Source organism: Streptomyces sp. NBC_01689 (assembly GCF_036250675.1).
Taxonomy (GTDB): domain Bacteria; phylum Actinomycetota; class Actinomycetes; order Streptomycetales; family Streptomycetaceae; genus Streptomyces.
In genome coordinates, this window is record NZ_CP109592.1 from 7483044 (window position 1) to 7509134 (window position 26091).

Below are 26091 nucleotides of genomic sequence, written 5' to 3' on the forward strand. Positions count from 1 at the left end.
GTCGTCCCCGACTGTCCGGACCGCAAAGGAGTGGAGCCAGCGCATTTACGGCTGTTACCGTCGGCCCGCGCGGCGTGCGGGGGCGTACGGGGTGCCGGGCGCGGCCGGTGCCCGGATTCCCGGGCCGGGCTACGACGGGCGCCGGGCGGCCTCGTACCGGACGAGTCCCTCGGCCACCAGCTCCGCGTTGGAGGAAGCCCGTCGGCCGTCCGGGAGGACGAGGGTGTCCTCCAGGCCGATCCGGGTCGCGAGGCCCAGCCGGCCGGCGAGCCGCAGGACCGGCCAGGTGCCGCCCTCCGCACCGTGCAGCAGGACGGGGGCGCCGTGCGCCGTGCCGATGGCGGCGAGGAGCGCCGGCGCCGAGTCCTCGGCGGTCCGTGGGGAGGGGTCGGTCACCTCGGCCAGCACCCGCAGCACGCGGGGTGCGAGCGGTGACGCCGCGAAGCGGGCCGCGCCGTCGGTGCCGGACCGGACACCGGCCTCCACCCCGATCCCGCGGTCGAGCAGCGCCGCCGCGAGTTCCTCGGCGCCCGGCTCGTGCCAGTTGACGGAGGCGTGGTCGGGCAGCACCGTCCAGGACCGGACCCGCGCCAGGCGGGCGGCGGGACCGGTCTCGGCCCACGCACCGGTCGTGACACCGACCGGGACGTCGACCCGGGCGCGGATCGCGTCGAGCACCGCCGCGACCGCCCTCGGCGAGAGGGTGTCCTGTCCGCAGGGTGTCCTGGGATGCACATGGACGTCCGAGGCCCCGGCTCCGACCGCCCCGGCCGCCGACGCGGCCGAGTCCCCGGGCGACATGGGCACGGCGACCCCGTCACCGGCCCCCCGGACCCCGTTCAGACACACCTGCATCACACCCCGATCCTCCCACCGAAGCCGCTCGCCAGGGGTGAACCCCGAGTCATGCGGCGGCAGGCTCAACCGAAGCCGTACGCGGACCGGCGAGCAGGCGCCGCGTCCCGTAGGGGCGCGGGGAACGACGTGCCCGGCCCCGAACGACCCGCACCGGACAACGACCCCGCAATCCCTGCCCGCCCCCTCTCCCACACCCCACGCACGGAACCCGGAGACCCCCCGCACCGGAACCGACCGCACCCCCTGCCCAGCCGAGCGGAGCGCCTACGCCGAGACGAGCAGCCGTCCGCGCCGCGCCTCCGCCACCGCCTCGGGTGTCAGGACGGGCCGCGGCACGACGATCCCGCAGCCCCTGCAGACGGGACCCGACGACGGTTCGTGGGCCAGGTCGTACTTCCACGCGAGGCGCTCGCCGGTGCACACCGGGCAGACCGCCCCGGGCTCCCGCTCCAGCGCGGCGATCAGCCGCCGCAGCACCTCGGCCATGGGCTCACGGGGATGGATCCTGGGATCGTCGCACCACGCGACACCGAACCCGCCCCAGGTCAGCCGGTGCCAGTCGTCCACGCTGCCCGGCCGGCGCAGCCCGTCGTGCTTCTCCTTCTTGCGGCGCTCGGCGAACCCGACCTCGTAGGCGAGCCAGACGGAGCGGGCCTCCTCCAGTTCCTCCAGTGCGGCCACGAGCCGCGCCGGGTCGGGAGACCGGTCCTCGGGGCCGAAGCCGGCCCGGGAACACAGATGGTCCCAGGTCGCCCGATGCCCGTAGGGAGCGAACCGCTCAAGGCACTTGCGCAGTGAATAGCGTCGCAGTGCCAGATCACTCCTCGGATCTCGCACCTGTCTCGCCAGACTCCGGAAACCGGCCATCGCCCTGCACCTCCGTCACACCTGCACCTGTACTTCGGTCACTTCGGCGTCGTCGTCGTAAGGACGTCGCCGAATAGACGTATCGACACGCGATTCGGCTCCCTCCGATGTCCGACGAGTGCCACAAGCCACCGGCCGACCTCCCCCGGCCTGCCCTCCTTCGCTGTCCTCACCTGCCGAAACGGCGGTGAGCCAGGTCCCGGGAAGCGGGCGGATTCCCACGGGCCCGGGATTCCCGTATGCCCTCCCGCGCCTCAACCACCCCGTGAAGGTGAAAAGTTGACGCATGTTCATCTTCCCCCTCGGGGATACCGGCGGTAACGTCCGGCCCACCCCGTCGGGAGGAGCTGCCATGCCACGGTGCACCCCACGTACCACCCTCGACAGACTGAGAACTCCCCGCAGATTCCCCAAGTTCCTGAAGGCCGCCTCGATCTGCGTCCTGGTCGCCGGCCTGCTGTCCCCGCTGACCCAGGCCGCCGCCGCGGGCGGCCCGGCCGGGCTCGCCGCCAACGACTACTGCGGCGGTCGCTGCTCCGACATTCTCCCGCCCGGTGAGAAAGGCAACGCGACCCTCGCCCAGATCCTGCTCAACCAGGTCTTCGGCACCCAGCCCGACCACGCCGAGGACCAGCTCGGCCCCTACAGCAACCTCGCCTCGGGCTACTCCACGCTCACCGACGACAAGATCAACACCTTCTTCAACGACGCGTCCTTCGGCGTCGCCTCCGACCAGGTCGCCTCGACCACCAAGCCGGGCGGCCGCACGGACGTGACGATCGTGCGCGACAAGAAGTCCGGTGTGCCCCACATCACGGGTACTACCCGTTATGGCACCGAGTACGGCGCCGGATACGCGGCGGCCCAGGACCGGCTCTGGCTGATGGACGTCTTCCGGCACGTCGGCCGCGGCCAGCTGACCTCCTTCGCCGGCGGCGCCCCCTCCAACCAGGGCCTGGAGCAGGAGTTCTGGCGCAACGCGCCCTACACCGAGGCCGATCTGCAGGCGCAGATCGACAGCGCCACCGCCGGCGCCGGGGCCCGCGGCACCCAGGCGCTCGCGGACGCCAACGCCTACATCGACGGCATCAACGCCTACATCGACGCCTCCGACAGCGGCCGTTACTTCCCCGGCGAGTACGTCCTGACCGGCCACAAGGACGCCATCACCAACGCCGGCACCATCGACCACTTCAAACTCACCGACCTGGTCGCGCTGGCCTCCGTGATCGGCGCGCTCTTCGGATCGGGGGGCGGCGGCGAGGTCAACAACGCGCTCTCGCTGCTCGCCGCCCAGTCCCATTACGGCGTGACCGAGGGCACCAGGGTCTGGGAGTCCTTCCGCGAGCGCAACGACCCCGAGGCCGTGCTCACCGTCCACGACGGCGAGAGCTTCCCGTACGCCACCAAGCCCGACACCGCGCAGGGCGAGGCGCTGCCCGACGCGGGTTCGGTGGCCCAGGAGCCGCTGGTCTACGACCGCACCGGCAGCGCGGGCACCGCCAAGGCCACCGGTACCTCCGCCACGGCGGCCGCGACGGCCCTCAGCTCGGCCAGGCGCGGGATGTCCAACGCCCTCGTGGTGGGCGGCAACGCGACCGCGAGCGGCCATCCGATCGCCGTCTTCGGCCCACAGACCGGCTACTTCGCGCCGCAGCTCCTCATGCTCCAGGAGATCCAGGGCCCGGGCCTGAGCGCACGGGGCGCGTCCTTCGCGGGACTGAGCATGTACGTCGAGCTCGGCCGGGGGCAGGACTACTCGTGGAGTGCGACGACGTCCGGCCAGGACATCATCGACACCTACGCCGTCGAACTCTGCCAGGACGACTACCACTACCTCTACCACGGCACCTGCACGGCCATGGACAAGGTCGAGCGGACCAACTCCTGGAAGCCGACCACGGCCGACGGCACCGCGGCCGGTTCCTACCGCATGCAGGTCTACCGGACCAAGTACGGCCCCGTGGAGTACCGGGCGACGGTCGGCGGCAAGAAGGTCGCCTACACCACCCTGCGCTCCTCCTTCATGCACGAGGCCGACTCGATCATCGGTTTCCAGATGCTCAACGACCCGGACTACGTGAAGAGCCCCGCGACCTTCCAGAGCGCGGTGCAGCACATCAACTACACCTTCAACTGGTTCTACGCCGACTCCGCGCACACCGCCTACTACAACAGCGGTGACAACCCGGTGCGGGCGAGCGGCGTGGACGCCGAGTTCCCGGTCTGGGCGCAGGCCCCCTACGAGTGGCGGAGCTGGGACCCGGCCACCAACACGGCCGCCTACACCCCCGCGTCCGCCCACCCCAACTCCGTTGACCAGGACTACTACATCTCCTGGAACAACAAGCAGGCCAAGGACTACACCACGGCCCCCTGGGGCGACGGTTCCGTGCACCGCGGCAACCTCCTGGAGGACCGGGTGCGGAAGCTGGTCGCGGCCGGCGGGGTGACCAGGTCCTCGCTGACCAAGGCGATGGCCGACGCGGCGCTCGCCGACCTCCGGGCCGAGGACGTGCTGCCGAAGCTGCTCCAGGTCGTCAACAGCTCGCCGGTCACCGACACCGCGGCCGCCGCGGCGGTGACCAAGCTGTCCGGCTGGGTGACGGCCGGAGCCCGGCGCAAGGAGACCTCGGCCGGCTCGAAGACCTATGCCGACGCCGACGCGATCCGCATCCTGGACGCCTGGTGGCCGCTGCTGGTCAAGGCCGAGTTCGCGCCGGGCCTCGGCACCGACCTGTACACCGCCTTCACCGCCAATCTGCCCGTCGACGAGTCGCCGTCGGCGGCGCACGGCCCGACCGGCGCGCACGCCGGCAGCTCCTTCCAGTACGGCTGGTGGAGCTATGTCGACAAGGACATCAGAGCGGTGCTGGGCCAGTCGGTGCAGGGCGGGCTGGCCCAGAAGTACTGCGGCGGGGGCAGCCTGAGCGCCTGCCGGGACATCCTGATCAGCACGCTCAAGACCGCCGCGGGCCTGACCGCCGCCCAGGTCTACCCCGGGGACGATCAGTGCTCGGCGGGCGACCAGTGGTGCGCCGACTCGATCGTCCAGCGGGCGCTCGGCGGCATCAAGCACGGCAGGATCACCTGGCAGAACCGGCCGACGTACCAGCAGGTCGTGGAGTACACGTCGCACCGCTGATCGCGGTCGCGCCGTAGGCATCCGCCCGGCGGCGGGACGGTCACCCGTCGCGCCGCCGGGACACCCGTCAGGCGTAGAGCAGATGGGCCTTCCGGGTCCGCCGGAAGGCCTCCAGCTCGTCCCGCCAGGACGCCGCGACCTCGTCGGCCGTCGCCCCCGCGTCGATCATCGTGCGCACCCGGGTGGAGCCGGTCAGCTTGTCGATCCAGTTGTCCGGACGCCAGGCGAAGCCGCTCCAGGCCTTCTTGGCGGTCACCAGGAGCGCGATGCCGGTGCGGACCGGGTCGAACGTGGCCCGGTCGTGCACATGGACCTGCACCCCGCCGACGGTCCTGCCCTCGAACTTGGAGAAGGTCGGGGCGAAATAGGCCTCCCTGAAGTGCACGCCGGGCAGGCCTAGGCCACCGGCCGCCGCGGCCCACCGGCCGTCCAGCCCCTCGGCGCCGAGCAGTTCGAAGGGCCGTGTGGTACCCCGCCCCTCCGACAGGTTCGTCCCCTCGAAGAGGCAGGTGCCGGAGTACACCAGGGCCGTGTCCGCCGTGGGCATGTTCGGACTCGGCGGCACCCAGGGCAGGCCCGTGGCGTCGAAGAAGTCCGACCGCTTCCAGCCCGACATCAGGACGGTCTCCAGCGGCACCGGCTCGGCCAGGAACTCCTTGTTGAACAGCCGCGCCAGCTCCGCCACCGTCATCCCGTGCGCCTGCGCGATCGGCTTCCGGCCGACGAAGCTCGCGAACTCCTTGTGCAGCACCGGCCCCAGGGCGGCCCGGCCGGTCACCGGGTTCGGCCGGTCCAGCACCACGAAGCGCTTGCCCGCGAGCCGGGCGGCCTCCATGCAGTCGTACAGCGTCCAGATGTAGGTGTAGAAGCGCGCGCCCACGTCCTGGATGTCGAAGACCACGGTGTCCACGCCGGAGGCGGTGAAGACGTCGGCGAGCGGCTGCCCGCTCTTGAGGTACGTGTCGTAGACGGGCAGCCCGGTCGCCGGGTCGTCGTAGCGGCCCTCCGAGCCGCCCGCCTGCGCCGTGCCGCGGAAACCGTGTTCCGGGCCGAAGACGGCGACCAGGTCCACCCGGGTGTCGGCGTGCATCACGTCGACGATGTGGCGCACGTCGGCGGTGACGCCGGTGGGATTCGTCACGATCCCGACCCGGTGACCGTGCAGGAGCGCGTAACCGTCGCCCCGGAGGCGGTCGAAGCCGGTGCGCAGGGGGCGGCCGGCGGCCGGCGCGGTGGTGGCGACGGGAACCGCCGTCCCGGTGGTGGTGGCGGGCACCGCCGCCAGTCCGGCCGCCGCGGTGGCCGTGAGAAGGGCTCGCCGGGAGAGGCGCATGGGGGGACCTCCGTGATCGCGGAAGGTGGGCACCGGCACGCTATGCGCAACCGCCCGACGTGCGGAACCCGCCGGAGCCGGTCGCCCGGCCGGACCCGCGCGGCTCACCCGCACCATGTCACACTCCCAGGCGCCCCGCACGGGCCCGAAGCCCCTTCCCTTGCAACATACCGACTGGTTAGTCTGGCGTCGCAGCAGAGCCGGCCGAGTGCGGGGACGACCGGGTGGGCAACCGACCGGGTACGAACCGAGCGGGTACGGAACGACCGGGTACGGAGCCGGCTGCTCGCAGAGCCGATTGGCGTCGCGTCGAAGGAGACCGATGGTGGAAGCCGTGCAGGATGCGGGAGTGGTCGTCACCGGTGCGGGAGGCGGCATCGGGGCCGCGCTGGCCCGCCGCTTCGCCGCCGAGGGGGCCAGAGTCGTCGTCAACGACCTCGACGCCGCCAAGGCCCGGGCCGTGGCCGACGAGATCGGCGGCACCGCGGTCCCCGGCGACGCGTCCACGATCGTGGCCGAGGCCCGGGACGCCCTCGGCGGCACGATCGACGTCTACTGCGCCAACGCGGGCGTCGCCTCGGGCGGTACCGAGGCGGCCGGCGAGCAGGTCTGGGAGCTCGCCTGGGACGTCAACGTGATGGCCCACGTCCGCGCCGCCCACGCACTGCTCCCGGCCTGGCTGGAGCGCGGCAGCGGCCGGTTCGTGTCCACCGTCTCCGCCGCCGGACTGCTCACCATGATCGGCGCCGCGCCCTACAGCGTCACCAAGCACGGCGCGTACGCCTTCGCCGAGTGGCTCTCGCTGACCTACCGTCACCGGGGCCTGAAGGTGCACGCGATCTGTCCGCAGGGCGTGCGCACCGACATGCTCGACGCCACCGGCAGCGCGGGCGACCTGGTGCTCCAGCCGACCGCCATCGAGCCGGAGGACGTCGCGAACGCCCTCTTCGCCGGGATCGAGGAGGACCGCTTCCTGATCCTGCCGCACCCCGAGGTCGCCGGTTACTACCAGGTGCGCGCCACCGAACCCGACCGCTGGCTGACGAACATGAACCACATCCAGCAGAAGTGGGAGGCGGGCCGGTGACCACCTATGCCGACCGCCCCTGGGTGGCCCTCCTCAGCGACGCGCAGCGCGCCCCCGTCAGCCCCGCCGACTCCCTGGTGCACGCCCTGCGCACGGCCGTGCGGGACGTGCCGGACCGCACCGCGCTCGCCTACTTCGACGGCCGGCTGAGCTACCGCGAGGTGGACGAGCTCAGCGACTCGGTCGCCGGACACCTCGCCGCCCGCGGCCTGCGGCGCGGTGACCGGGTCGCGATCCTGCTGCAGAACTCCCCGCACTTCGTGCTCGCGCTGCTCGGCGCCTGGAAGGCCGGCGCGACCGTCGTCCCGGTCAACCCCATGTACAAGTCGGGCGAGGTGCGCCACGTCCTGCACGACGCCGACGTGCGCGCCCTGGTCTGCTCCGACCGGGCGTGGGAGTCGTACCTGCGCGGGACGGCGGCCGACTCGGCGGTGAGCATCGTCCTCACCGCCTGCGAACTCGACTTCCAGACCCGCGACGACACACGGGTGCTGACCTTCGACCGACTGCCGGGGGCCGTCGACGCCGACGACCTCGGGACCGTCGCCGCGCAGGGCGGCAAGGCACCCGGAGGCCGCGACGCGGGTCCGTCGGACACCGCGCTGATCAGCTACACCTCCGGCACCTCCGGCACCCCCAAGGGCGCCACCAACACGCACGGCAACATCATGTACAACGCCGAGCGGCAGCGGACCGGCCTCGGGCTGCCCGAGGCCCCGGTGTACTTCGCCATGGCGCCCCTGTTCCACATCACCGGCATGGTCTGCCAGCTCGCCGCCTGCCTCAACAGCGCGGGCACCCTGGTCCTCGCCTACCGCTTCGAGGCCGGGGTGGTGCTCGACGCGTTCGCCGAGCACCGGCCGCTCTACACCGTGGGCCCCTCGACCGCCTTCATGGCCCTGGCCGCCCATCCGTCCGTCACGCCCGACCACTTCTCGTCCTTCGTGAACATCTCCTCCGGCGGCGCACCGCTGCCGCCCGCCCTGGTGGAGAAGTTCCGCGCCGGATTCGGTCCCTACATCCGCAACGGTTACGGGCTCACCGAGTGCACCGCCCCGTGCGCCTCCGTACCGCCGGGCCGGGAGGCCCCCGTCGACCCGGTCTCGGGCACGCTGGCCGTCGGCCTGCCGGGCCCCGACAGCGTCGTCCGCATCGTCGACGACCAGGGCCAGGAGGTCCCGTTCGGGGAACAGGGCGAGATCCTCGTCAGGGGACCGCAGGTCGTACCGGGCTACTGGCAGCGCCCCGAGGCGACCGCCGAGACCTTCCCGGACGGTGAGCTGCGCACCGGCGACATCGGATTCATGGACCCGGAGGGCTGGCTCTACGTCGTCGACCGCAAGAAGGACATGATCAACGCGTCCGGCTTCAAGGTCTGGCCCCGCGAGGTCGAGGACGTGCTCTACACCCACCCGGCGGTCCGCGAGGCGGCCGTCGTCGGCATCCCCGACGGCTACCGCGGCGAGACCGTGAAGGCCTACATCAGCCTGCGGCCGGGCGCCGAGGAGGACCCCGACGCGCTCGCCGCGTACTGCAAGGAGAGACTGGCCGCCTACAAGTATCCGCGGCACGTGGAGATCCTGCCCGACCTGCCGAAGACGGCGAGTGGGAAGATCCTCCGTCGGGAACTGCGTACGCGCTCGCAGGGCCCGGAGTAGACGACAATCTCAGTGGACGGCGCTCCTCACCGGGCGGCGGGCTCCACGGAGCGGCGCTCTCATCGAACCACGCACGGAAGGCAGGTGGCGGCAGTGCCCAGAACGACGGACGGCGACGGTACGCCCGTCCCGCAGCGACTCCTGGCCGCCGCCACCCGGCTCTTCGCCGAGCAGGGCTACGACCGGACCTCCGTGCAGGAGATCGTCGAGGCCGCGGGCGTGACCAAGGGCGCGCTCTACCACTACTTCGGCTCGAAGGACGACCTCCTGCACGAGGTGTACGCGCGCGTGCTGCGTATCCAGCAGGAGCGGCTGGACGCGTTCGCGGACTCCGACGCGCCGGTGGAGGAGCGGGTCAGGGGCGCGGCGGCCGACGTGGTCGTCACGACCATCGACAACCTCGACGACGCCTCGATCTTCTTCCGGTCCATGCACCACCTCAGCCCCGAGAAGCTCAAGCAGGTACGGTCCGAGCGGCGCCGCTACCACGAACGCTTCCGCGCGCTGATCGAGGAGGGCCAGAAGAAGGGCGTGTTCTCCACGGCCACCCCGGCGGACCTGGTCGTCGACTACCACTTCGGATCGGTCCACCATCTGTCGACGTGGTACCGCCCGGACGGTCCGCTCACTCCGCAGGAGGTCGCCGAGCATCTGTCGGACCTGCTGCTGCGTGCGCTACGGCCGTAGTCCCCGTTTCCGGGGCCCGCTCTTCCTGCGCCCAGTCCTGGGGGCTCCGCCCCCGGACCCCCGCCAGGGGCGCTGCGCCCCCTGGACCCCCGCCTTCGCCCGAAGGGCTCGTCCTCAAACGCCGGACGGGCTGAATGGTGCGGGCCGGCGCCGGATGGCTCCGGAAGGGCTGAGGATGCGCGCCCGCGCCGAACGGGCCACATCGGCCACCGTCCTTTCAGCGCTGGCCGGCACCAGCAGCCCGTCCGGCGCTCGAGGACGAGGCCGTCCAGGCCGAAGCGGGGGTCCGGGGGCGGCAGCCCCCGGAACGGACGGGTCGGGTAGGGGTGGCGGGGGCGAAGACCCCCACCGCCCCGCCGTCACACGTACTTCTTGATCTCCCGCCGCGCCAGCGACCGCTGGTGCACCTCGTCGGGCCCGTCCGCGAGCTTCAGCGTGCGCGCGGCCGCCCACAGCTCCGCCAGCGGGAAGTCCTGGCTCACGCCCCCGGCACCGTGCAGCTGCACCGCCTTGTCGAGGATGTCGACGACCGTGCGCGGAGTGGCGATCTTGATGGCCTGGATCTCCGTGTGGGCGCCCTTGTTGCCGACCGTGTCCATCATCCAGGCGGTCTTCAGCACCAGCAGCCGCAGCTGCTCGACGGCGACCCGGGCGTCGGCGATCCAGTTCTGGACCACGCCCTGCTGGGCCAGCGGCTTGCCGAACGCCGTCCGGGACACCGCCCGGCGGCACATCAGTTCGATCGCCCGCTCGGCCATGCCGATCAGCCGCATGCAGTGGTGGATACGGCCGGGGCCGAGCCGGGCCTGGGCGATGGCGAACCCGCCGCCCTCCTCGCCGACCAGGTTGGTGACGGGAACGCGGGTCCCGTGGAAGACGACCTCCGCGTGCCCGCCGTGGGAGTGGTCCTCGTAGCCGTACACCTGCATGGCCCGCCGGACCTCGACCCCCGGGGTGTCCCGCGGGACCAGGACCATGGACTGCTGCCGGCGGAGGTCCGTCCCGTCCGGGTCCGTCTTGCCCATCACGATGAAGATCTTGCAGTCCGGGTTCATCGCCCCGGAGATGTACCACTTGCGGCCGGTGACGACGTACTCGTCGCCGTCCCGCTCGATGTGCGTGGTGATGTTGGTGGCGTCGGAGGAGGCCACCTCCGGCTCGGTCATCGCGAACGCCGAACGGATCTCACCGGCGAGCAGCGGCTCCAGCCACTGCTTCTTCTGCTGCTCGTCGCCGAACTGCGCGAGCACCTCCATGTTGCCGGTGTCCGGCGCCGCGCAGTTCAGCGCGGTGGGCGCCAGGTGCGGGCTGCGGCCGGTGATCTCGGCGAGCGGCGCGTACTGGAGGTTGGTGAGTCCGCCGCCGTACTCGGCGTCGGGCAGGAAGAGGTTCCACAGGCCCTGCCTGCGCGCCTCGGCCTTCAACTCGCCGACGACGGCGGGGGTGTCCCACGGCGAGGCCAGCAGGGCACGCTGCTCCTCGGCCACCGTCTCCGCCGGGTACACGTACTCGTCCATGAAGGCGAGCAGCCTGCCGCGCAGCTCCTCGGTGCGCGCGTCGAATGCGAAGTCCATGACGGATCAGCCTTCCTGAAGAGTGGTCAGGCCGTGCTCGATGAAGAACGGCACCAGGTCGCCGATGCGGTCGAAGCCCGCGCCGACGGTCTGTCCGAGCGTGTAGCGGTAGTGGATGCCCTCCAGGATCACGGCGAGCTTGAACCAGGCGAACGCCGTGTACCAGGCGACGTCGGCGGCGTCGCGCCCCGAGCGCGCGGCGTACCGTTCGACGATCTCGGCCGGGTCCGGGTGGCCGGCGGCCGAAGCGGTCGTGCTGATGGGGGAGTCGGGCAGTTCGAGGGGCGCGCTGTACATCACCAGCAGACCCAGGTCGGTCAGCGGATCGCCGAGCGTGGACATCTCCCAGTCCAGGATCGCCTTGATCCGGTCGTCGTCGCCGATCAGCACGTTGTCGAGGCGGTAGTCGCCGTGCACGACGGTGGGTGCGGGGGAGTGCGGCAGCGCGCGCCCCAGGGCCGCGTGCAGTTCGTCGATCCCGGTCAGTTCACGGTTCCTGGAGGCGTCCAGCTGCTTTCCCCAGCGCCGCAGCTGCCGGTCCAGGAAGCCTTCGGGTCGGCCGAAGTCGGCGAGACCCACCTCGGCGGGGTCCACGGCGTGCAGTTCGACGAGCGTGTCGACCAGTCCGAGCACCGCGTCCCGGGTGCGCCGGGCGCCGAGCGGGGCGAGCTGCTCGGCGGTGCGGTAGGGCGTGCCGTCCACGAACTCCATGACGTAGAAGGGCGCGCCCAGCACCTCCACGTCCTCGCAGAGCAGCACCGGCCGGGGCACCGGGACGGCCGTCGGGTGCAGTGCGCTGATCACCCGGTGTTCGCGCTTCATGTCGTGGGCGGTGGCCAGCACATGGCCGAGCGGAGGCCGTCGTACGACCCATCGCGTGGTCCCGTCCGTCACCGCGTAGGTGAGGTTCGACCGTCCGCCCTCGATCAGCCGGCCGGTCAGCGGGCCGTGCGTCAGACCGGGCCGCTCGGCGTCGAGCAGGCCACGCAGCCGGTCGAGATCGAGACCTGGCGGGTGGTCGGGACTCATCGTTTCTCCTCCACACGAGAGAGCGTGACGTGACCATGATGCCGACCAGTCGGTATGTCGTCCAGGGTGTACGCCAAACGTGATCGGCGTCTCCCCCGGGTGCCGGGGGAGACGCCGAGGGGGCGTCGCGGGACACGGCCTAGTGGTCGTCCCAGTGCCCGTCGTGCTCGGCGTGCCGGTGTCCGTCGTGCAGATAGTCGAGGTGGTCGCCGTGTTCGACCGCGGGGTGGCCGCAGTCCGCGCCGTGCCGGTGACCGCCGTGGTCCTCGTGCGCCGTGTGGCCGCTCGGCTCGCACTCGTCCCAGTGTCCGGAGTGCTCACGGTGCAGGTGTCCGTCGTGGGCGTAGTCGACGTGGTCCCCGTGCGGCACCGCGGTGTGTCCGCAGGCCGGTCCGTGGGTGTGCCGGTGGGCCGAGTGTTCCGGATGAAGGGCGGTCATGGTGCTCACCTTCGTGGGGGGCGGGAAGCGACGGCTCAGGCTAACGCCAGAAATCATCGCATTTATGGCAATTTCCCACCATTTTGGCGCGTGTGGCGTCCGGGAGGGACGGTCCGGGTGGTCCACGGGTGGAGGGGCGCGCCCGTACCCGGCTCCGGGGTTCTCAGAACACCAGCGCCGCCGCGCAGACCGCGAGCGCGACCGTGCACAGGGTCGCCGCCGTCGCGTGGAGCGGTGCGAGGGCGGGCGGGCCCGCGGCGCCGGGCACGGCCAGCACCCGGATACGGCGGTGCGCGAGCACGAGGAACCCCAGCCACAGCGCTCCGCACAGGACACCGGCCGCCGCGCCGGCCGTCGACCGGCCGCCGTGCAGCACCGCCTTGGCCGCCAGCACGGCGACGACGGTGCTCGACAGGGTCGTGCGCCGCCACGCGAGCCGGGTGCGCTCCGGCTGCAGTCCCGGGTCCCGCTCCGGGGCGGGCGCGGTCATCCTTCCCAGCCGGCGAGGACGACGACGACCATCGCGACCGCGACCACGGCGACCGCGATGCTCAGCAGGGCCGGGAAACGCGAGACGGGGAGGTCCTCGCCCCGTCGCATCGCCCGCTCGCACCGCACCCAGTGGTTGACGGCCCGCAGCGAGCAGAGCACGCCCGCCGCCAGCAGGGCCAGGGCGAGTCCGGCCCGCCAGGCCCACCGCAGGTCCGGCAGGAACTGGTCGACGGCGAAACCGCCTCCGATCAGTGCCAGCGCGGTGCGCAGCCAGGCCAGGAAGGTGCGTTCGTTGGCCAGCGAGAACCGGTAGTCGGGGGTGCCGCCCTCCTGCCGGACCTCCCCGGGCGCGAACCACAGCCGGACGTTCCGTACGAATTCGATCACGCCCCGGACCCTACTCGGCCGTGCCCGGGCGCGGGCCGCCGCGTCCGGCGGCGCCAGGGATCAGCCCGTCGCCCGGTGTTCCCGCAGCCGCTCGTACGCCGCGAGCCCGTCCGGCACCCAGGTCCACTCCGGCAGGCGCCGCTCCACCTCCTCCTCGGTGAGGAAGGCGTGCCAGGCGACCTCCTCCACCTGGGGGTTCACGGGCAGGTCGCAGCGGACCTCGTAGACGGCCGACCACCAGGTCCGCCCCGCGCCGTCGTCGTAGAGGAACTTGAAGAGGAAGACGGGGTCCGGGAGCCCGGAGACCCCCAGTTCCTCCTCGGCCTCGCGCAGGGCGGCCGAGTCGTACGACTCGCCCGCGCCGACGACCCCGCCGACGAACATGTCGTACAGGGAGGGGAAGACGAGCTTGGTGGCGGTGCGGCGGTGGACGAAGAGCCGGCCCTCCGCGTCGCGGGCCCGGACGAACACGCACCGGTGACGGAGCCCGCGCGCGTACGCCTCTCCGCGCGGGGACTCCCCGACGACCACGTCGTTCTCGTCCACGATGTCGAGGATCTCGTCAGCGGCGCTCATGTCTCCATCCAACCAGTCCGGTACGAGCGGTCCCGTTCGGGCGGTGAGATCCGGGCGGTGAGATCCGGGCTGTCCCGTACGAGCGGTCCGGTACGGGCGGTCAGATCCGGGCGGTCCCGTCCGGGCCGCCGCCAGGATGTTCTCGGGGCCCCGGGCCGGGCGTGAACGTTCGGGCGTTCGGGTGGCCGCGTCCCGCGGGAACGGCACCGTTCGGCGGGCCGGCCGCGCGGGCCCCGGCCCCCCTGAGCCGTCGTGTCCGCCCTGGGCCCGGCCCCTCTCCTCAGCGTCGTTGAAGGTCCCGCGCGGGCTCCGTCCGCTTCGCGCCCGCCGGCATCGCGGGGTGCATCCCGAGCAGCACGATGCCCGTCACGATCGCCGCGAGCCCCGCCGCCTCCCAGGTCAGCGCGCCCACGTCGGTCCGCAGCCGGTCCCCGAGGAACCCCACCCCGCAGAGGATCCCGGCGAGCGGCTGGGCGGCGGTGAGCGCGGGCAGCGACATGCGCAGTTCCGCCGTCTCGAAGGCGCTCTGCACCAGCACCAGCCCCGAGACCCCGAGCACCAGCACGGCGTACGGCTGCCAGGCGGTCAGCAGTTCGCCCCAGCCGCCCGCGCCGAACCGCTGCCCGCTCACCCGGGTGAGCGCGTCCTGCACCCCGTACAGCATCCCGGCGGCCAGGGCGAGCAGCACCGGAGCGGCGCCCAGCCGGGAGCGTCTGGCGTAGGTGGTGAGCAGCAGCGCGAGCCCGGTCATGACGCCGATGATCAGCCAGTGCCGCAGGGGGTCGGACACCGCGTCACCGCCCCTGGGACGGCCCGCCAGGATGAACGCGGTCACCCCGCCCGCGAGGAGGGCGAGCCCGGACCAGCCCTGACGGCCCAGCGGCTTCTTCGTCTGGTGGCGGGAGAGGCCGAGCGCGAACAGCAGGTTGGTGGCGAGGAGCGGTTCCACCTGGGAGACCTCGCCCTTGCCCAGGGCGACCGCGCCGAGGACCATGCCGCAGACCATGAGCCCGATACCGCCCAGCCAGCGCGGCACCCGGATGAGGTCCAGCAGCAGGCGGGGGGAGAGGAAGTCGTTCAACGGCGCGCGCGACGCCGCGTTCTGCTGGAGCACGAAGCCGAAACCGAGACAACAGGCCGCGCTCACCGAGAGAACCAGAACGAGAAGCGACACGCTGGGTACCTCGATACATCCGGGGTCAGATCGGGTCACGGGTGCGTATCCCGCCGACTGTAGTGCCCGCCGCGAGACCCTGCCCACGGAGTGGCGGCAACGGGACGGTTGACTCGGTCACTCCTCTTGCCGAAGGATCTGACCGGTCAGTAACAACGGCGGGACGGTCACCGGCTGTCCCGGTCGGTCCCCGTCGATGTGCTGACCACCACTTTCCTGTCAATCAGCCGTGACGACGGCGACTTGTGACGAAGCCGACATGGCGGACGTCATGCCGAGAGGACGGGCCCATGGCCTACGACGCAGATGTGATCGTGATCGGAGCGGGTCTCGCGGGCCTCGCCGCGACCGCGGAGCTCGTCGACGCGGGCCGCAAGGTGATCCTCCTCGACCAGGAGCCGGAGCAGTCGATCGGCGGCCAGGCGCACTGGTCCTTCGGCGGTCTGTTCTTCGTGAACTCGCCCGAGCAGCGGCGGATGCGCATCAAGGACAGCCACGCGCTCGCCCTCCAGGACTGGATGGGCACGGCGGCCTTCGACCGCGCCGAGGACCACTGGCCGCGCCGCTGGGCCGAGGCGTACGTGGACTTCGCGGCCGGCGAGAAGCGGTCCTGGCTGCACGGGCAGGGCGTGCGCTTCTTCCCGGTGGTGGGCTGGGCGGAGCGCGGCGGCTACGGAGCCAACGGCCACGGGAACTCCGTACCCCGCTTCCACATCACCTGGGGGACCGGGCCCGGACTGGTCGCCCCCTTCGAACGGCGGGTGCGGGCCGGGGCCGAGCGCGGCCTCGTCGAGCTCAGGTTCCGTCACCGGGTCACCGGCCTGTCCCGCAGCGCGGGCTCCGTCGACACCGTCACCGGCGAGATCCTGGAACCGTCCGCGATCGAGCGCGGCCAGGCCAGCGGCCGGACGGTGACCGGCGCGTTCGAGCTGAGGGCGCAGGCGGTGATCGTCACCTCGGGCGGTATCGGCGGCGACCACGACCTGGTGCGCGCCAACTGGCCCGAGCGGCTGGGCACTCCGCCCGAGCGCATGATCTCCGGTGTGCCCGCGCACGTCGACGGAAGGATGCTCGGGATCGCCGAGGAGACCGGCGCGCGCCTCATCAACCGCGACCGCATGTGGCACTACACCGAGGGGATCCAGAACTGGAACCCCGTCTGGGACAACCACGGCATCCGCATCCTGCCCGGCCCCTCCTCGCTCTGGCTGGACGCCCGCGGCAACCGGCTGCCGGTGCCGCTCTTCCCCGGCTTCGACACGCTCGGCACGCTCGAACACATCATGCGGACCGGGTACGACCACACGTGGTTCGTGCTCGACCAGAAGATCATCGGCAAGGAGTTCGCGCTCTCGGGTTCGGAACAGAATCCGGACCTGACGGGCAAGTCCGTCAAGGGCGTGTTCGGGCGGGCCCGCGCCGACGTACCGGGCCCGGTCAAGGCGTTCATGGACAACGGCGCGGACTTCGTCGTGGAGAAGGACCTCGGCGCGCTCGTGCGCGGCATGAACGCGCTCACCAAGGAGCCGCTGATCGACGAGGCGGCGCTGCGCCGCGAGATCGTCGCGCGCGACCGGGAGATCACGAACCCGTTCACCAAGGACCTCCAGGTGACGGCGGTCCGCGGGGCCCGCAACTACCTCGGCGACAAGCTGATCCGCACCGCGGCGCCGCACCGCATCCTCGACCCGAAGGCGGGTCCGCTCATCGCTGTACGCCTGCACATCCTCACCCGCAAGACGCTCGGCGGCCTGGAGACGGACCTCTCGTCGCGGGTCCTGACCGAGGGCGGGGACCCGCTGGCGGGCGTGTACGCGGCGGGAGAGGTCGCCGGCTTCGGCGGCGGCGGGGTGCACGGCTACCGGTCCCTCGAGGGGACGTTCCTGGGCGGCTGCCTCTTCTCCGGCCGTACGGCGGGACGCGCGGCGGCCGACGCGGTGGGCTGAGCGGGGTCCCTCCGGGGGTCGACCGGACGCGGGGGCGCGCCCCCGCCGTCGCCCGCCGGGTGCGGCGGCTCCCGGGGACGCGCCCGACGTACGGGCGCGTCCGGCGTACGGGCGTGGGGGTGCTGCCGCGGCCTTCGGGAAGGCTTCCGGCGGGCGTGCGGGCGTGCAGGTGCTGTCGGTCGGGTGCGGCGGCTCCCGGGAGCGTTCCCGATGTGCGGGCGCGTAGGCGTGGCGGTGCTGTCGGCCGGGACCCGCGGTCTCCGGGCGGCTTCCGGCGTGCGGGCGCGTGGGGTGTCCGTACGGCGTCTCCTGCCGCCCCTCCGCCGGTTCCGTGATCAACTCGTGCCCATGCCTGAGGAGTTGACACGTGTAGGACATCGGACAGGCCTTGACGTGAACCCTCAGCCAAGGGTTTGCTGTCCGCGATCGCCACCCTGACCAGCCGCGTCTGTGAGGAACCCTCGCGGTGTCGCCACCCCCTCCTCCCCTCGGCCGTGGCCGCAAAGGCACGGCCCAGGCCTTCGACGCCGCACTCGACGACGCCGAACTCGTCGTCGTGCGCTCCGCGCTCGCACAGGGCCGCTGGACCGCGGTCCGCTCGCTGCTCGCCGTCACCGGCGACGAGTGGGACCGGCGCGGCCACCGCGTCACCGTCCTCGCGCAGGAGCCCAGCACCCTCGCGTGGGCGCGGGAATGGCAACTCGCCGAGCCCGAGTCCGCCGACGCCTCCGTCCTCCTCGCCTGTGCCACCGTCCAGCGCGCCCTGGAGGGCAGGGACCGTCCGGAACGGGCCCGCGAGACCTGTCACACGGCCGCCGCGCTCGCCCCCGCCGACCCCACTCCCTGGCTCGGTCTGCTGACGCTGGAGCGCACGCTCGGCGGCGAGGCCGACGTGGTCCGGCTCTTCGACGAGGTGCGCCACCGCCATCCCGAGCACCACCACGCCCACCATCTGATGGTCGCCCGGCTCGCCGAGCGCCGGGCCGAGGCGGGGCAGGACCCGCTCCACGAGGTCTACGACTTCGCCAACTGGGCGGCCGAACAGGCCCCCGCGGACTCCCCCCTGGCGATCCTGCCCGTCGTCGCGCACGCCGAGCGCTACCGCGTGCTCGCCGGCACGGGCAGTGAACCCGCCGACCCGGCCGCCTCCGGGCACTGGGTCGGACGCCGGGCCCGCCAGGTGATGAAGGCCGCCTTCGACTGGTGGCTGGAATGGGAGCACGACGACCACCCCCGCCGCCTCCTCGACCTCAACTTCCTCGCGCACGCGAAGTCCTGTGAGGGCCGGGGCGCCGAGGCGGCCGCCCTGTTCCACCGCATCGGGCCGCACGCCACCCCGGTGCCGTGGTCGTACCCGGACCGCGACCCGTACAAGGCCTTCCGCGCCGCCCGCGACCGCGCGCTCGGCACGGTGTGAACGACCGCTCCAGCAAACCGCACCACCGGACATCCGAAAGGACGACCCCGCGATGACGACGGGCAGTTCGAGCACCCCGAGCAGTGCAGACACGGGAAGACCCGCCGCGGCCCGCGGCGGCATCAGCACCTTCAAGGGGCAGGACCGCGCCCTGAAGGCCGACCGGCTGGGCACCGGAGGGCTGCTGCTGTCCGTCCTGGCCGCGACGGCCCCCCTCATGGTGGTCGCGGGTGTCATGCCCACCACATTCGCGGTGATGGGCATCGTCGGGCAGCCGCTGCTCTTCGTCATCCTCGGCGTGGTGCTGGTGCTCTTCAGCGTCGGGTACGCCGAGATGAGCCGCCACGTGCACAACGCGGGCGCCTTCTACGCCTATGTCGCCCGCGGCCTCGGCGGCACCGCGGGCGCGGGCGCCGCGGCGGTCGCGCTGCTCGCCTACAGCGTGCTCCAGGTCGGTATCTACGGCATCTTCGGCTTCGAGGTGTCCGGGCTGTTCTCCACCTACCTCGACGTCGAGATGGCCTGGTGGATCCCGGCCCTGGCGGCCGTGCTGGTCGTCGGCGCGCTCGCCTGGCTGAAGGTCGACGTCAACGCCCGCGTGCTCGGTGTCCTGCTGGTCGTCGAGGTGGCACTCGTCGTCATCTTCGACGTGGCGGCCGTCGCCGATCCCGGCAAGCAGGGACTCTCGCTGCACGCCTTCAACCCGGACACGCTCACCGGGGCCGGGGTCGGCACCGCGCTCTGCTTCTGCATCGCCGCCTTCACCGGCTTCGAACAGGCACCGGTGTACGCCGAGGAGACGAGCCGCCCGCACATCCTCGTCCCCCGGGTGATGTTCCTGGCGATCGGCTTCGTCGCCGTCTTCTTCGCGATCAGCTCCTGGGCGCTGACCGTCGCCACGGGGCCCTCGGGGATCGTCGACGCCTCCCGCAAGCAGAGCGCCGGACTGCTGTTCTTCCTCACCGAGTCACGCCTCGGGGGCACCTTCACGGACGTGCTGCACGTGCTCTTCGTGACCGGCATGTTCGCGGCGCTGCTCAGTTTCCACAACGTCGTCGCGCGGTACGCCTTCGCCATGGGCCGGGAAGGACTCCTGCCCGCCGCCTTCGGCCGGACCACCGGAGCCAGCGGCGCCCCCGGCACCGGCTCGCTCCTGCAGACCGCCGTCTCCGTGATCGTCCTGGTCGTCTTCGCCGTGACCGACGACAAGCCGACCGGCGACCCGACCGCGCCCGTGCTGCACCTGTTCACCTGGGGCGGCAACGTCGGCGCGCTGGGCGTCATCCTGCTGATGGCGGCGGCCTCGCTCTCCGTCATCGTCTTCTTCGTCCGCCGCGGCGCCGCACGGGCCCAGGCCTGGCGCCTGGTCACCGCGGCCGTCTCCGGGCTCGCCCTGCTCGTGATCGCGGGCTACACCGTGAAGGACTTCGACGTCCTGGTCGGCACCGGTCCGGACTCCACACTGAGCCGGCTGCTGCCCGCCCTCGTCCTGGCGGCCCTGCTCGTCGGCGTGGTCCAGGGCCTGGTGCTGCGGTCCCGCGCACCGGAGGCACACGCCCGGATCGGACTCGGCAACGAGGCCTTCCAACTGGACAAGGCGGCGGACTCCGGGCCGGGGGCCGGGGCCGGAGCCGGCCCGGGTTCCCCGTCCGGCCCGGGGGCCGGTTCAGGAGCCTGAGCGTTCCGGTTCCCGGAGCCCCGGAGCCCGTTCCGGGAGGGGAGACGCCGCGGGCCGGGCAGGCCCGCGGCGCACCGGACGCTCCGCCGGAGTCTGAGAAAACTGAGAAAGTGATGACGGAATTCTGACGGACACCCTCCGCCGCTGGCCTGAAGGGGGTCGCGAGTGCTCGTATGGGTGTGTGAACCCTGAACATTCCCGGGAACCGGGGCCGGAACGGCAGCGGGGACGTACCTCCGAGGCCCCGTCGGCACGCTCGCCGGAGCGCCCCGCGGCACGGGAACCGGAACGCCCCGACGAGCCCGGCACGCCCATCGGGCGCCGGCTCCTGCTCGGCACCCTCGGACTCGGTGCGCTCGGCGTGCTGGCCGCGCCCCCGCTCCAGCGGGGCCTGGAGTCGCTCTTCGCCGGCGACCCCACCGGCCTGACCGGCCTGCTCCCCAACGGCGGCGGCTTCCGCTACTACTCCGTGACCTCCTCCGTCCCGCACAAGGGCGCCGCGGACTACCGCCTCACGATCGACGGCCTGGTCGACCGTCCCCGCAGTTACACCCTGGCCGACCTCAAGGCGCTGCCGCAGACCCGGCTCGTGCACGACGTGCAGTGCGTCACCGGCTGGCGGGTCCCCGGCACACCCTTCGAAGGAGTACGCCTCTCCCAGCTCCTCGACGCGGCGGGCGTGCGCCCCACGGCCCGCGCGATCCGGTTCACCTGCTTCGACGGCGCGTACACGGAGAGCCTCACGCTGAGCCAGGCCCGGCGCTCCGACGTCCTGGTGGCCCACCGGATGCAGGACAAGGACCTCGGCCACAACCACGGCGGGCCGGTCCGCCTCTACGTCGCTCCCATGTACTTCTACAAGTCCGCCAAGTGGCTCTCCGGCATCACCGTCACGGACCACGTGCGCCCCGGGTACTGGGAGGACCGGGGCTACGACGTGGACGCGTGGGTCGGCCGTTCGAACGGACGCGACGATGCACCCACGAGTTGACGACGCCCCGGCCCTCTCGGCGCCCTCCGCGTACGTACGCCGCTTCACCCGGGCCGAGCGCTGGGTGCACCGCGTGACGGCCCTGCTGATGGGCGTGTGCGTGGCGACGGCGGCCTGCCTGTATCTCCCGTTCTTCGCCGAGCTGGTGGGACGCCGTGAACTCGTCGTCAGGGTCCACGAGTTCGCGGGTCTGCTGCTCCCGCTGCCGGTCCTGGCGGGTCTGGCCTCCCGGGCCTTCCGGGCGGACCTGGGCAGGCTGAACCGCTGGGGCCCGCACGACCGCCGGTGGATGCGCGCGGCACTGCGGCGGGACCGGTCGCCCTCCTCGCGGCCCGCGGCCAAGTTCAACGCAGGCCAGAAGACGTACGCGGCCTGGATCGCGGGCGCGAGTCTGGTCATGCTCGCCACCGGGCTGCTCATGTGGTTCACGCACCTCACCCCGTTGATGTGGCGGACGTCGGCGACATTCGTCCACGACTGGCTGGCCCTGACGATCGGCATCGTCCTCGGGGGCCACGTCGGGATGGCCCTCGGCGATCCGGAGGCCAGGCGGGGGATGCGCACCGGCACGGTGAGCCGGCACTGGGCGGAGCGGGAACACCCGCTGTGGCGCCCCGATAACAAGGCCTAGCCCCACGGCCCGGACCGGGTCCACGGCCTGGTCCGGGTCCACGGACCGCGTTCGGCCCGCGGAGGTGCCGTCCGTACGGGGGCGATCCCCGTGGGCGCGGCGTCGGCGGGGACCCGTCCGCTACGGCTTCTCGCCCCGGCCGGGTTCCCCGAAGTCCAGCAGCACCTTGCACGAGCGGGTGCGGTCCGCCGCCAGGGCGAACGCCTCCTCGGCCTCCGCCGGCGGCACGACCGCGCTGATCAGCGTGTCGAAGCGGGGCTCGGCGGCGAGCAGGGCCAGCGCCTCGTCGAACTCCGCGTCGAAACGGAACGCGCCCCGCAGCTCGATCTCGCGACTCACCAGCAGATTCCCGGCGAACGGGCTGGTTCCGGGCGGCAGCATGCCGAGCTGGACCACGACCCCGCCGCGCCGCACGAGCCGCAGACAGGTGTCCAGTCCCGCGGCCGCCCCGGACGCCTCGACGGCCACGTCGGTCCACGCGGGCCACCCCGGGTCGTCCGGGTCGTCGGCCCGGACGAGGGTGTCGGCCCCGGCCAGGGACGCGTACTCCAGTGCCCGCGGCAGCGGATCCGTGACGGTCACCCGCGCCGCGCCCGCGGCCCTCGCGGCGGCCACCACCAGGCAGCCGATCGGCCCGGCCCCGGTCACCAGCACATGCCGGCCCCGCACCTGCCCGGCCCGGCGCACCGCGTGGAGGGCGACCGACAGGGGTTCGGCGAGCGCGGCGCGGCGGGGGGCCAGCCCCGCGGGCAGCGGGCGCAGCTGCCCGGCGGGTACCGCGAGCAGCGCCGAGAACCCGCCCTGGACGTGCGGCGTACGCGCCGCGCTGCCCAGGTAGCGGGTGTCCCGGCACACGTTCGCCCGCCCGTCGGCGCACTCGGGGCATGTCCCGCACGCGGTCGCCGGGTGCACGGCGACGGCCGTACCCGGGACCGGGCCGAAGGCCCCGGCGCCGTACCCGACCACCGTCCCGACGACCTCATGGCCCAGGACCATCGGCTCCCGGAGCCGGAAGTCGCCCACGCCGCCGTGCCGCCAGTAGTGCAGATCGGACCCGCAGATCCCGCCGTAGCGGACGGCGACCAGCGCCTGCCCGGGGCCGGCGGACGGCGCGGGCAGTTCCTCGACCCGCAGATCGTCCTGTCCGTGGATCACACAACCGAGCATCGTCGTGTCCCTTCCCCGACGCGTCCCCGAGCCGGAGTCCCGCACGGGCCGCTCAGAGCACACTCGTCATGCCGCCGTCGACGTACAGCACCTGTCCGCCGACGAAGTCCGCCGCCGGCGAGGCGAGGAAGAGCACCCCGCCGACCAGGTCCTCGGTACGGCCCCACCGCCCGGCCGGGGTGCGCCGCCGCACCCAGTCGCTGAACTCCTCGTCCTCGACGAGGGGCCGGGTCAGCTCGGTCTCGATGTACCCGGGACCCAGTCCGTTCACCTGTACCCCGTGCGGCCCCCAGTCCGCGCACATGCCCTTGGTGAGCATCTTCAGCGCGCCCTTGGTGGCGGCGTAGGGCGCGATGCCCGCACGCGCGACCTCGCTCTGCAGCGAACAGATGTTGATGATCTTGCCGTGGCCGCGTCCGGTCATCCGGCGCGCGGTCTCCCGGCCGACCAGGAACGCGCTCGTGAGGTTGGTGTCCAGGATGCGGTGCCAGTCCGCGTCCGTGAACTCCAGCAGCGGGGCCCGCAGTTGCATCCCCGCGTTGTTGACCAGGATGTCGAGCGGGCCCACCCGCTGTTCGACGTCCGCGATACCGGCGGCCACCGACGGGCCGTCGGTGACGTCGAACACCGCGGTGCGCACGTCGCCGGGCAGTCCGGCGGCGGCCCGGTCCAGGCGGTCGGCGTCGCGCCCGTTGAGGACGACCGTGCAGCCCGCCTCCAGGAGCCCGCGGGCGAGCGCGAGTCCGATGCCCCGGCTGGAGCCGGTGACCAGGGCCGTCCGGCCGCTGATGTCGAACAGGGGGTGACCCATGCCCGTACCCCTAGATCACGAGGGACAGCAGGAGGACCAGACCGCCGGCCACCACGGAGATGATCGTCTCCATGACCGACCAGGTCTTGACCGTCTGGCCGACGCTCAGTCCGAAGTACTCCTTCACCAGCCAGAATCCGGCGTCGTTGACATGGCTGAAGAAGAGCGAGCCCGCGCCGATGGCGAGGACCAGGAGCGAGGTGTGCGCGGTCGACATGCCGGCGGCCAGCGGGGCGACCAGACCGGCCGCCGAGATGGTGGCGACGGTCGCCGAACCGGTCGCGAGCCGGATGGCCACCGCGATCAGCCAGGCGAGCAGCAGCGCGGGGATCGACCAGTCCTTGGAGATGTCCAGGATCATCTGGCCCACACCGCAGTCGATCAGCGTCTGCTTGAAGCCGCCGCCCGCGCCCACGATCAGCAGGATGCCCGCGATCGGCGCGAGGGACTTCTCCACCGTGGTGGAGAGGCGGTCCCGGGTGAATCCGGCCGCGCGGCCCAGCGTGAACATGCCCACGAGGACGGCCGCGAGCAGCGCGATCAGCGGCGATCCGACGACGTCGAAGACGCGCTGCACCTGGTGCGTCGGGTCGTCCACGACGATGTCGACCAGCGCCTTGGACAGCATCAGGACGACCGGCAGCAGCATGGTGGCGAGGGTGGCGCCGAAACCGGGACGCTTCTCCAGCTCCTCGGAGGCGCGCGCGGGGATCATGCGGTCGGGGGCGGGCACGTCGACCCAGCGGGCCGCGTACCGGGAGAAGAGCGGGCCCGCGATGATCACCGTCGGGATGGCGACCAGCACGCCGAGCGCGAGCGTGACACCGAGGTTGGCCTTGACCGCGTCGATCGCGACCAGCGGGCCGGGGTGCGGCGGGATCAGACCGTGCATCACGGACAGGCCGGCCAGCGCCGGGATACCGATGCGCATCAGGGAGTAGTTGCCGCGCTTGGCGACCATCAGGACGACCGGGATCAGCAGCACGATGCCGACCTCGAAGAAGAGCGGCAGCCCGATCACGGAGGCGATCAGCACCATCGCCCACGGCATGGCACGCCCGCCCGCCTTGGCCAGGATCGTGTCGACGATCTGGTCGGCGCCGCCGGAGTCGGCGAGCAGCTTGCCGAGTATCGCGCCCAGGGCGATGAGGACGCCCACCCCGGCGACGGTGGAGCCGAGGCCGGTGGTGAAGCTGACGATCACCTTGTCGAGCGGCGCCCCGGCGACCGCGCCGAGCGCGAGCGAGCCGATGGTCAGGGCCAGAAAGGCGTGCAGCTTGAACTGGGTGATCAGCAGGACGATGACGGCGATGCCGGCCAGTACGGCGACACCCAGCTGGGCGTGGCCCGCGGAGGTGATCGGGTCGACGGCGTCCGCTGCCAGTGTCTCGACGCTGAGTCTGGTCACGGTGATCCCTTGCTGTGAGAAAGGTCTTCGGGGAGTGGGGGAGGGGGGATACGGGGACTGGGGATTCGGGGACGGGGAGGTGCGGAGCCGGAGCTACCGCGGGGGCTCGGGCAGGGTCCGGAGCGCGGCCGCGGCCCGGTCGGCGATCTCCTCGGGACCGCCGGAGACGTCCACGGGGACGCCCGCCTCGTCGGCCTCCAGCGGCTGGAGGGTGGCGAACTGCGAGTCCAGCAGCGCCGTCGGCATGAAGTGCCCCTGGCGGTGCGACATCCGGTCCTCGATGAGCGCGCGGTCACCGGTCAGATGCACGAAGACGACCCCGGGTGCCGCGGCCCGCAGGCGGTCGCGGTAGCTCCGCTTGAGTGCCGAGCTGCTGACGACCCCGCCGAGTCCGGCGCGCTGGTGCGCCCAGTGGCCGATGGCGTCCAGCCACGGCCACCGGTCCTCGTCGGTCAGGGGGGTCCCCGCCGTCATCTTGTCGATGTTGGCCTGGGGGTGGAAGTCGTCGCCCTCGGCGTACGGAACGCCGAGCCGGGCCGCGAGGAGGGGACCGATGGTGGTCTTGCCGGTTCCCGCGACGCCCATGACCACGACGACATGGGGGGTGCTCATCGCTGCCTCACCGTCTTCGTCGACATCTGATGTCGACGACACTGAAACCTATTAGGTAGGACTAATTCAAGAGTCTGTGACATATAAGTCTGACTTTTTGATCGCGGGCTCGCCCTCGTACCCT

General features: G+C 72.3%; 23 protein-coding genes. 9 read left to right on the plus strand and 14 right to left on the minus strand.

Going from position 1 to position 26091, the window contains the following annotated elements; all coding sequences use genetic code 11:
* Positions 1-129 precede the first annotated feature (129 nt).
* The gene (locus OG776_RS32030) at positions 130-858 is read right to left on the minus strand and encodes a 3-keto-5-aminohexanoate cleavage protein (RefSeq protein ID WP_329322945.1); all 729 of its coding nucleotides are present in this window, start codon (positions 856-858) and stop codon (positions 130-132) included.
* Between the two features lie 264 nt (positions 859-1122).
* Complete coding sequence (locus OG776_RS32035) at positions 1123-1725, minus strand: hypothetical protein (protein WP_329322946.1); 603 nt, start codon at positions 1723-1725, stop codon at positions 1123-1125.
* A 352-nt stretch (positions 1726-2077) separates the two neighbouring features.
* Between OG776_RS32035 and OG776_RS32040 the strand changes: the two genes are divergently transcribed.
* Positions 2078-4870 carry a penicillin acylase family protein gene (locus tag OG776_RS32040; protein WP_329322947.1) on the plus strand — a complete coding sequence of 931 codons (2793 nt, stop codon included), beginning with the start codon at positions 2078-2080 and terminating at the stop codon, positions 4868-4870.
* A gap of 67 nt (positions 4871-4937) precedes the next feature.
* Here OG776_RS32040 and OG776_RS32045 read toward each other — a convergent pair whose 3' ends face one another.
* Positions 4938-6203 carry an exo-beta-N-acetylmuramidase NamZ family protein gene (locus OG776_RS32045; protein WP_329322948.1) on the minus strand — a complete coding sequence of 422 codons (1266 nt, stop codon included), beginning with the start codon at positions 6201-6203 and terminating at the stop codon, positions 4938-4940.
* A 322-nt stretch (positions 6204-6525) separates the two neighbouring features.
* Here OG776_RS32045 and OG776_RS32050 point away from each other — a divergent pair, with 322 nt between their 5' ends.
* The 3 genes from OG776_RS32050 to OG776_RS32060 all read left to right on the plus strand — a co-directional run bounded on the left by OG776_RS32050 (position 6526) and on the right by OG776_RS32060 (position 9635).
* Positions 6526-7290, plus strand: coding sequence for an SDR family oxidoreductase (locus OG776_RS32050; RefSeq protein ID WP_148007641.1), 765 nt, complete (start codon positions 6526-6528; stop codon positions 7288-7290).
* Positions 7287-8948, plus strand: a complete 1662-nt coding sequence (locus tag OG776_RS32055; RefSeq protein ID WP_329322949.1) for a class I adenylate-forming enzyme family protein — start codon at positions 7287-7289, stop codon at positions 8946-8948. The genes OG776_RS32050 and OG776_RS32055 overlap by 4 nt, the downstream gene beginning before the upstream one ends.
* 93 nt (positions 8949-9041) lie before the next feature.
* A complete protein-coding gene (locus tag OG776_RS32060) occupies positions 9042-9635 on the plus strand; it encodes a TetR/AcrR family transcriptional regulator (RefSeq protein WP_148007643.1) in 594 nt (197 codons plus the stop codon).
* Positions 9636-9994: 359 nt separating this feature from the next.
* Here the strand turns inward: OG776_RS32060 and OG776_RS32065 are convergent, their stop codons facing one another.
* The 7 genes from OG776_RS32065 to OG776_RS32095 form a co-directional block, all read right to left on the minus strand.
* The gene (locus tag OG776_RS32065) at positions 9995-11209 is read right to left on the minus strand and encodes an acyl-CoA dehydrogenase family protein (protein WP_329322950.1); all 1215 of its coding nucleotides are present in this window, start codon (positions 11207-11209) and stop codon (positions 9995-9997) included.
* Between the two features lie 6 nt (positions 11210-11215).
* Entirely contained in the window at positions 11216-12238 is a 1023-nt protein-coding gene (locus OG776_RS32070) for a phosphotransferase family protein (RefSeq protein ID WP_148007645.1), read from the minus strand.
* Positions 12239-12377: 139 nt separating this feature from the next.
* Positions 12378-12677 (minus strand): hypothetical protein, encoded by a 300-nt coding sequence (locus OG776_RS32075; RefSeq protein WP_148007646.1) that lies wholly within the window; start codon positions 12675-12677, stop codon positions 12378-12380.
* Between the two features lie 163 nt (positions 12678-12840).
* On the minus strand, positions 12841-13167 hold the full coding sequence (locus OG776_RS32080) for a DUF202 domain-containing protein (RefSeq protein ID WP_148007647.1): 327 nt from the start codon (positions 13165-13167) through the stop codon (positions 12841-12843).
* On the minus strand, positions 13164-13556 hold the full coding sequence (locus OG776_RS32085; protein ID WP_148007648.1) for a YidH family protein: 393 nt from the start codon (positions 13554-13556) through the stop codon (positions 13164-13166). Before OG776_RS32085 ends, OG776_RS32080 begins: the two co-directional genes overlap by 4 nt.
* Positions 13557-13616: 60 nt before the next feature.
* Positions 13617-14132: an NUDIX hydrolase gene (locus OG776_RS32090; RefSeq protein ID WP_148007649.1), complete on the minus strand. Its 516-nt coding sequence runs from the start codon at positions 14130-14132 to the stop codon at positions 13617-13619.
* Positions 14133-14412: 280 nt separating this feature from the next.
* Complete coding sequence (locus tag OG776_RS32095; RefSeq protein WP_148007650.1) at positions 14413-15306, minus strand: DMT family transporter; 894 nt, start codon at positions 15304-15306, stop codon at positions 14413-14415.
* Between the two features lie 290 nt (positions 15307-15596).
* On the opposite strand from OG776_RS32095, the gene OG776_RS32100 reads away from it, so the two are divergent.
* The 5 genes from OG776_RS32100 to OG776_RS32120 all read left to right on the plus strand — a co-directional run bounded on the left by OG776_RS32100 (position 15597) and on the right by OG776_RS32120 (position 21969).
* The gene (locus OG776_RS32100; protein WP_148007651.1) at positions 15597-17252 is read left to right on the plus strand and encodes an FAD-binding dehydrogenase; all 1656 of its coding nucleotides are present in this window, start codon (positions 15597-15599) and stop codon (positions 17250-17252) included.
* Between the two features lie 466 nt (positions 17253-17718).
* The gene (locus OG776_RS32105) at positions 17719-18669 is read left to right on the plus strand and encodes a hypothetical protein (RefSeq protein WP_148007652.1); all 951 of its coding nucleotides are present in this window, start codon (positions 17719-17721) and stop codon (positions 18667-18669) included.
* Positions 18670-18721: 52 nt separating this feature from the next.
* Positions 18722-20347, plus strand: coding sequence for an APC family permease (locus OG776_RS32110; RefSeq protein ID WP_148007653.1), 1626 nt, complete (start codon positions 18722-18724; stop codon positions 20345-20347).
* A 313-nt stretch (positions 20348-20660) separates the two neighbouring features.
* Positions 20661-21338, plus strand: a complete 678-nt coding sequence (locus OG776_RS32115) for a molybdopterin-dependent oxidoreductase (protein WP_329323788.1) — start codon at positions 20661-20663, stop codon at positions 21336-21338.
* Positions 21322-21969: a cytochrome b/b6 domain-containing protein gene (locus tag OG776_RS32120; RefSeq protein WP_329322953.1), complete on the plus strand. Its 648-nt coding sequence runs from the start codon at positions 21322-21324 to the stop codon at positions 21967-21969. Before OG776_RS32115 ends, OG776_RS32120 begins: the two co-directional genes overlap by 17 nt.
* Before the next feature lie 120 nt (positions 21970-22089).
* On the opposite strand, the gene OG776_RS32125 is transcribed toward OG776_RS32120, so the two are convergent.
* The 4 genes from OG776_RS32125 to OG776_RS32140 form a co-directional block, all read right to left on the minus strand.
* Positions 22090-23136, minus strand: a complete 1047-nt coding sequence (locus tag OG776_RS32125) for an L-idonate 5-dehydrogenase (protein ID WP_329322954.1) — start codon at positions 23134-23136, stop codon at positions 22090-22092.
* 52 nt (positions 23137-23188) lie between these two features.
* Complete coding sequence (locus tag OG776_RS32130; RefSeq protein WP_148007657.1) at positions 23189-23947, minus strand: SDR family oxidoreductase; 759 nt, start codon at positions 23945-23947, stop codon at positions 23189-23191.
* Between the two features lie 10 nt (positions 23948-23957).
* On the minus strand, positions 23958-25355 hold the full coding sequence (locus tag OG776_RS32135) for a GntT/GntP/DsdX family permease (RefSeq protein WP_329322955.1): 1398 nt from the start codon (positions 25353-25355) through the stop codon (positions 23958-23960).
* Positions 25356-25448: 93 nt separating this feature from the next.
* A complete protein-coding gene (locus OG776_RS32140) occupies positions 25449-25967 on the minus strand; it encodes a gluconokinase (protein WP_329322956.1) in 519 nt (172 codons plus the stop codon).
* Positions 25968-26091 lie beyond the last annotated feature (124 nt).

Excerpts from the sequence above, each read along its gene's own strand:
- OG776_RS32035 (WP_329322946.1), bottom strand. The coding sequence starts at position 1,725 with ATGGCCGGTTTCCGGAGTCTGGCGAGACAGGTGCGAGATCCGAGGAGT.
- OG776_RS32040 (WP_329322947.1), top strand. The coding sequence starts at position 2,078 with ATGCCACGGTGCACCCCACGTACCACCCTCGACAGACTGAGAACTCCC.
- OG776_RS32045 (WP_329322948.1), bottom strand. The coding sequence starts at position 6,203 with ATGCGCCTCTCCCGGCGAGCCCTTCTCACGGCCACCGCGGCGGCCGGA.
- OG776_RS32050 (WP_148007641.1), top strand. The coding sequence starts at position 6,526 with ATGGTGGAAGCCGTGCAGGATGCGGGAGTGGTCGTCACCGGTGCGGGA.
- OG776_RS32065 (WP_329322950.1), bottom strand. The coding sequence starts at position 11,209 with ATGGACTTCGCATTCGACGCGCGCACCGAGGAGCTGCGCGGCAGGCTG.
- OG776_RS32070 (WP_148007645.1), bottom strand. The coding sequence starts at position 12,238 with ATGAGTCCCGACCACCCGCCAGGTCTCGATCTCGACCGGCTGCGTGGC.
- OG776_RS32075 (WP_148007646.1), bottom strand. The coding sequence starts at position 12,677 with ATGACCGCCCTTCATCCGGAACACTCGGCCCACCGGCACACCCACGGA.
- OG776_RS32080 (WP_148007647.1), bottom strand. The coding sequence starts at position 13,167 with ATGACCGCGCCCGCCCCGGAGCGGGACCCGGGACTGCAGCCGGAGCGC.
- OG776_RS32090 (WP_148007649.1), bottom strand. The coding sequence starts at position 14,132 with ATGAGCGCCGCTGACGAGATCCTCGACATCGTGGACGAGAACGACGTG.
- OG776_RS32100 (WP_148007651.1), top strand. The coding sequence starts at position 15,597 with ATGGCCTACGACGCAGATGTGATCGTGATCGGAGCGGGTCTCGCGGGC.
- OG776_RS32110 (WP_148007653.1), top strand. The coding sequence starts at position 18,722 with ATGACGACGGGCAGTTCGAGCACCCCGAGCAGTGCAGACACGGGAAGA.
- OG776_RS32120 (WP_329322953.1), top strand. The coding sequence starts at position 21,322 with ATGCACCCACGAGTTGACGACGCCCCGGCCCTCTCGGCGCCCTCCGCG.
- OG776_RS32125 (WP_329322954.1), bottom strand. The coding sequence starts at position 23,136 with ATGCTCGGTTGTGTGATCCACGGACAGGACGATCTGCGGGTCGAGGAA.
- OG776_RS32130 (WP_148007657.1), bottom strand. The coding sequence starts at position 23,947 with ATGGGTCACCCCCTGTTCGACATCAGCGGCCGGACGGCCCTGGTCACC.
- OG776_RS32140 (WP_329322956.1), bottom strand. The coding sequence starts at position 25,967 with ATGAGCACCCCCCATGTCGTCGTGGTCATGGGCGTCGCGGGAACCGGC.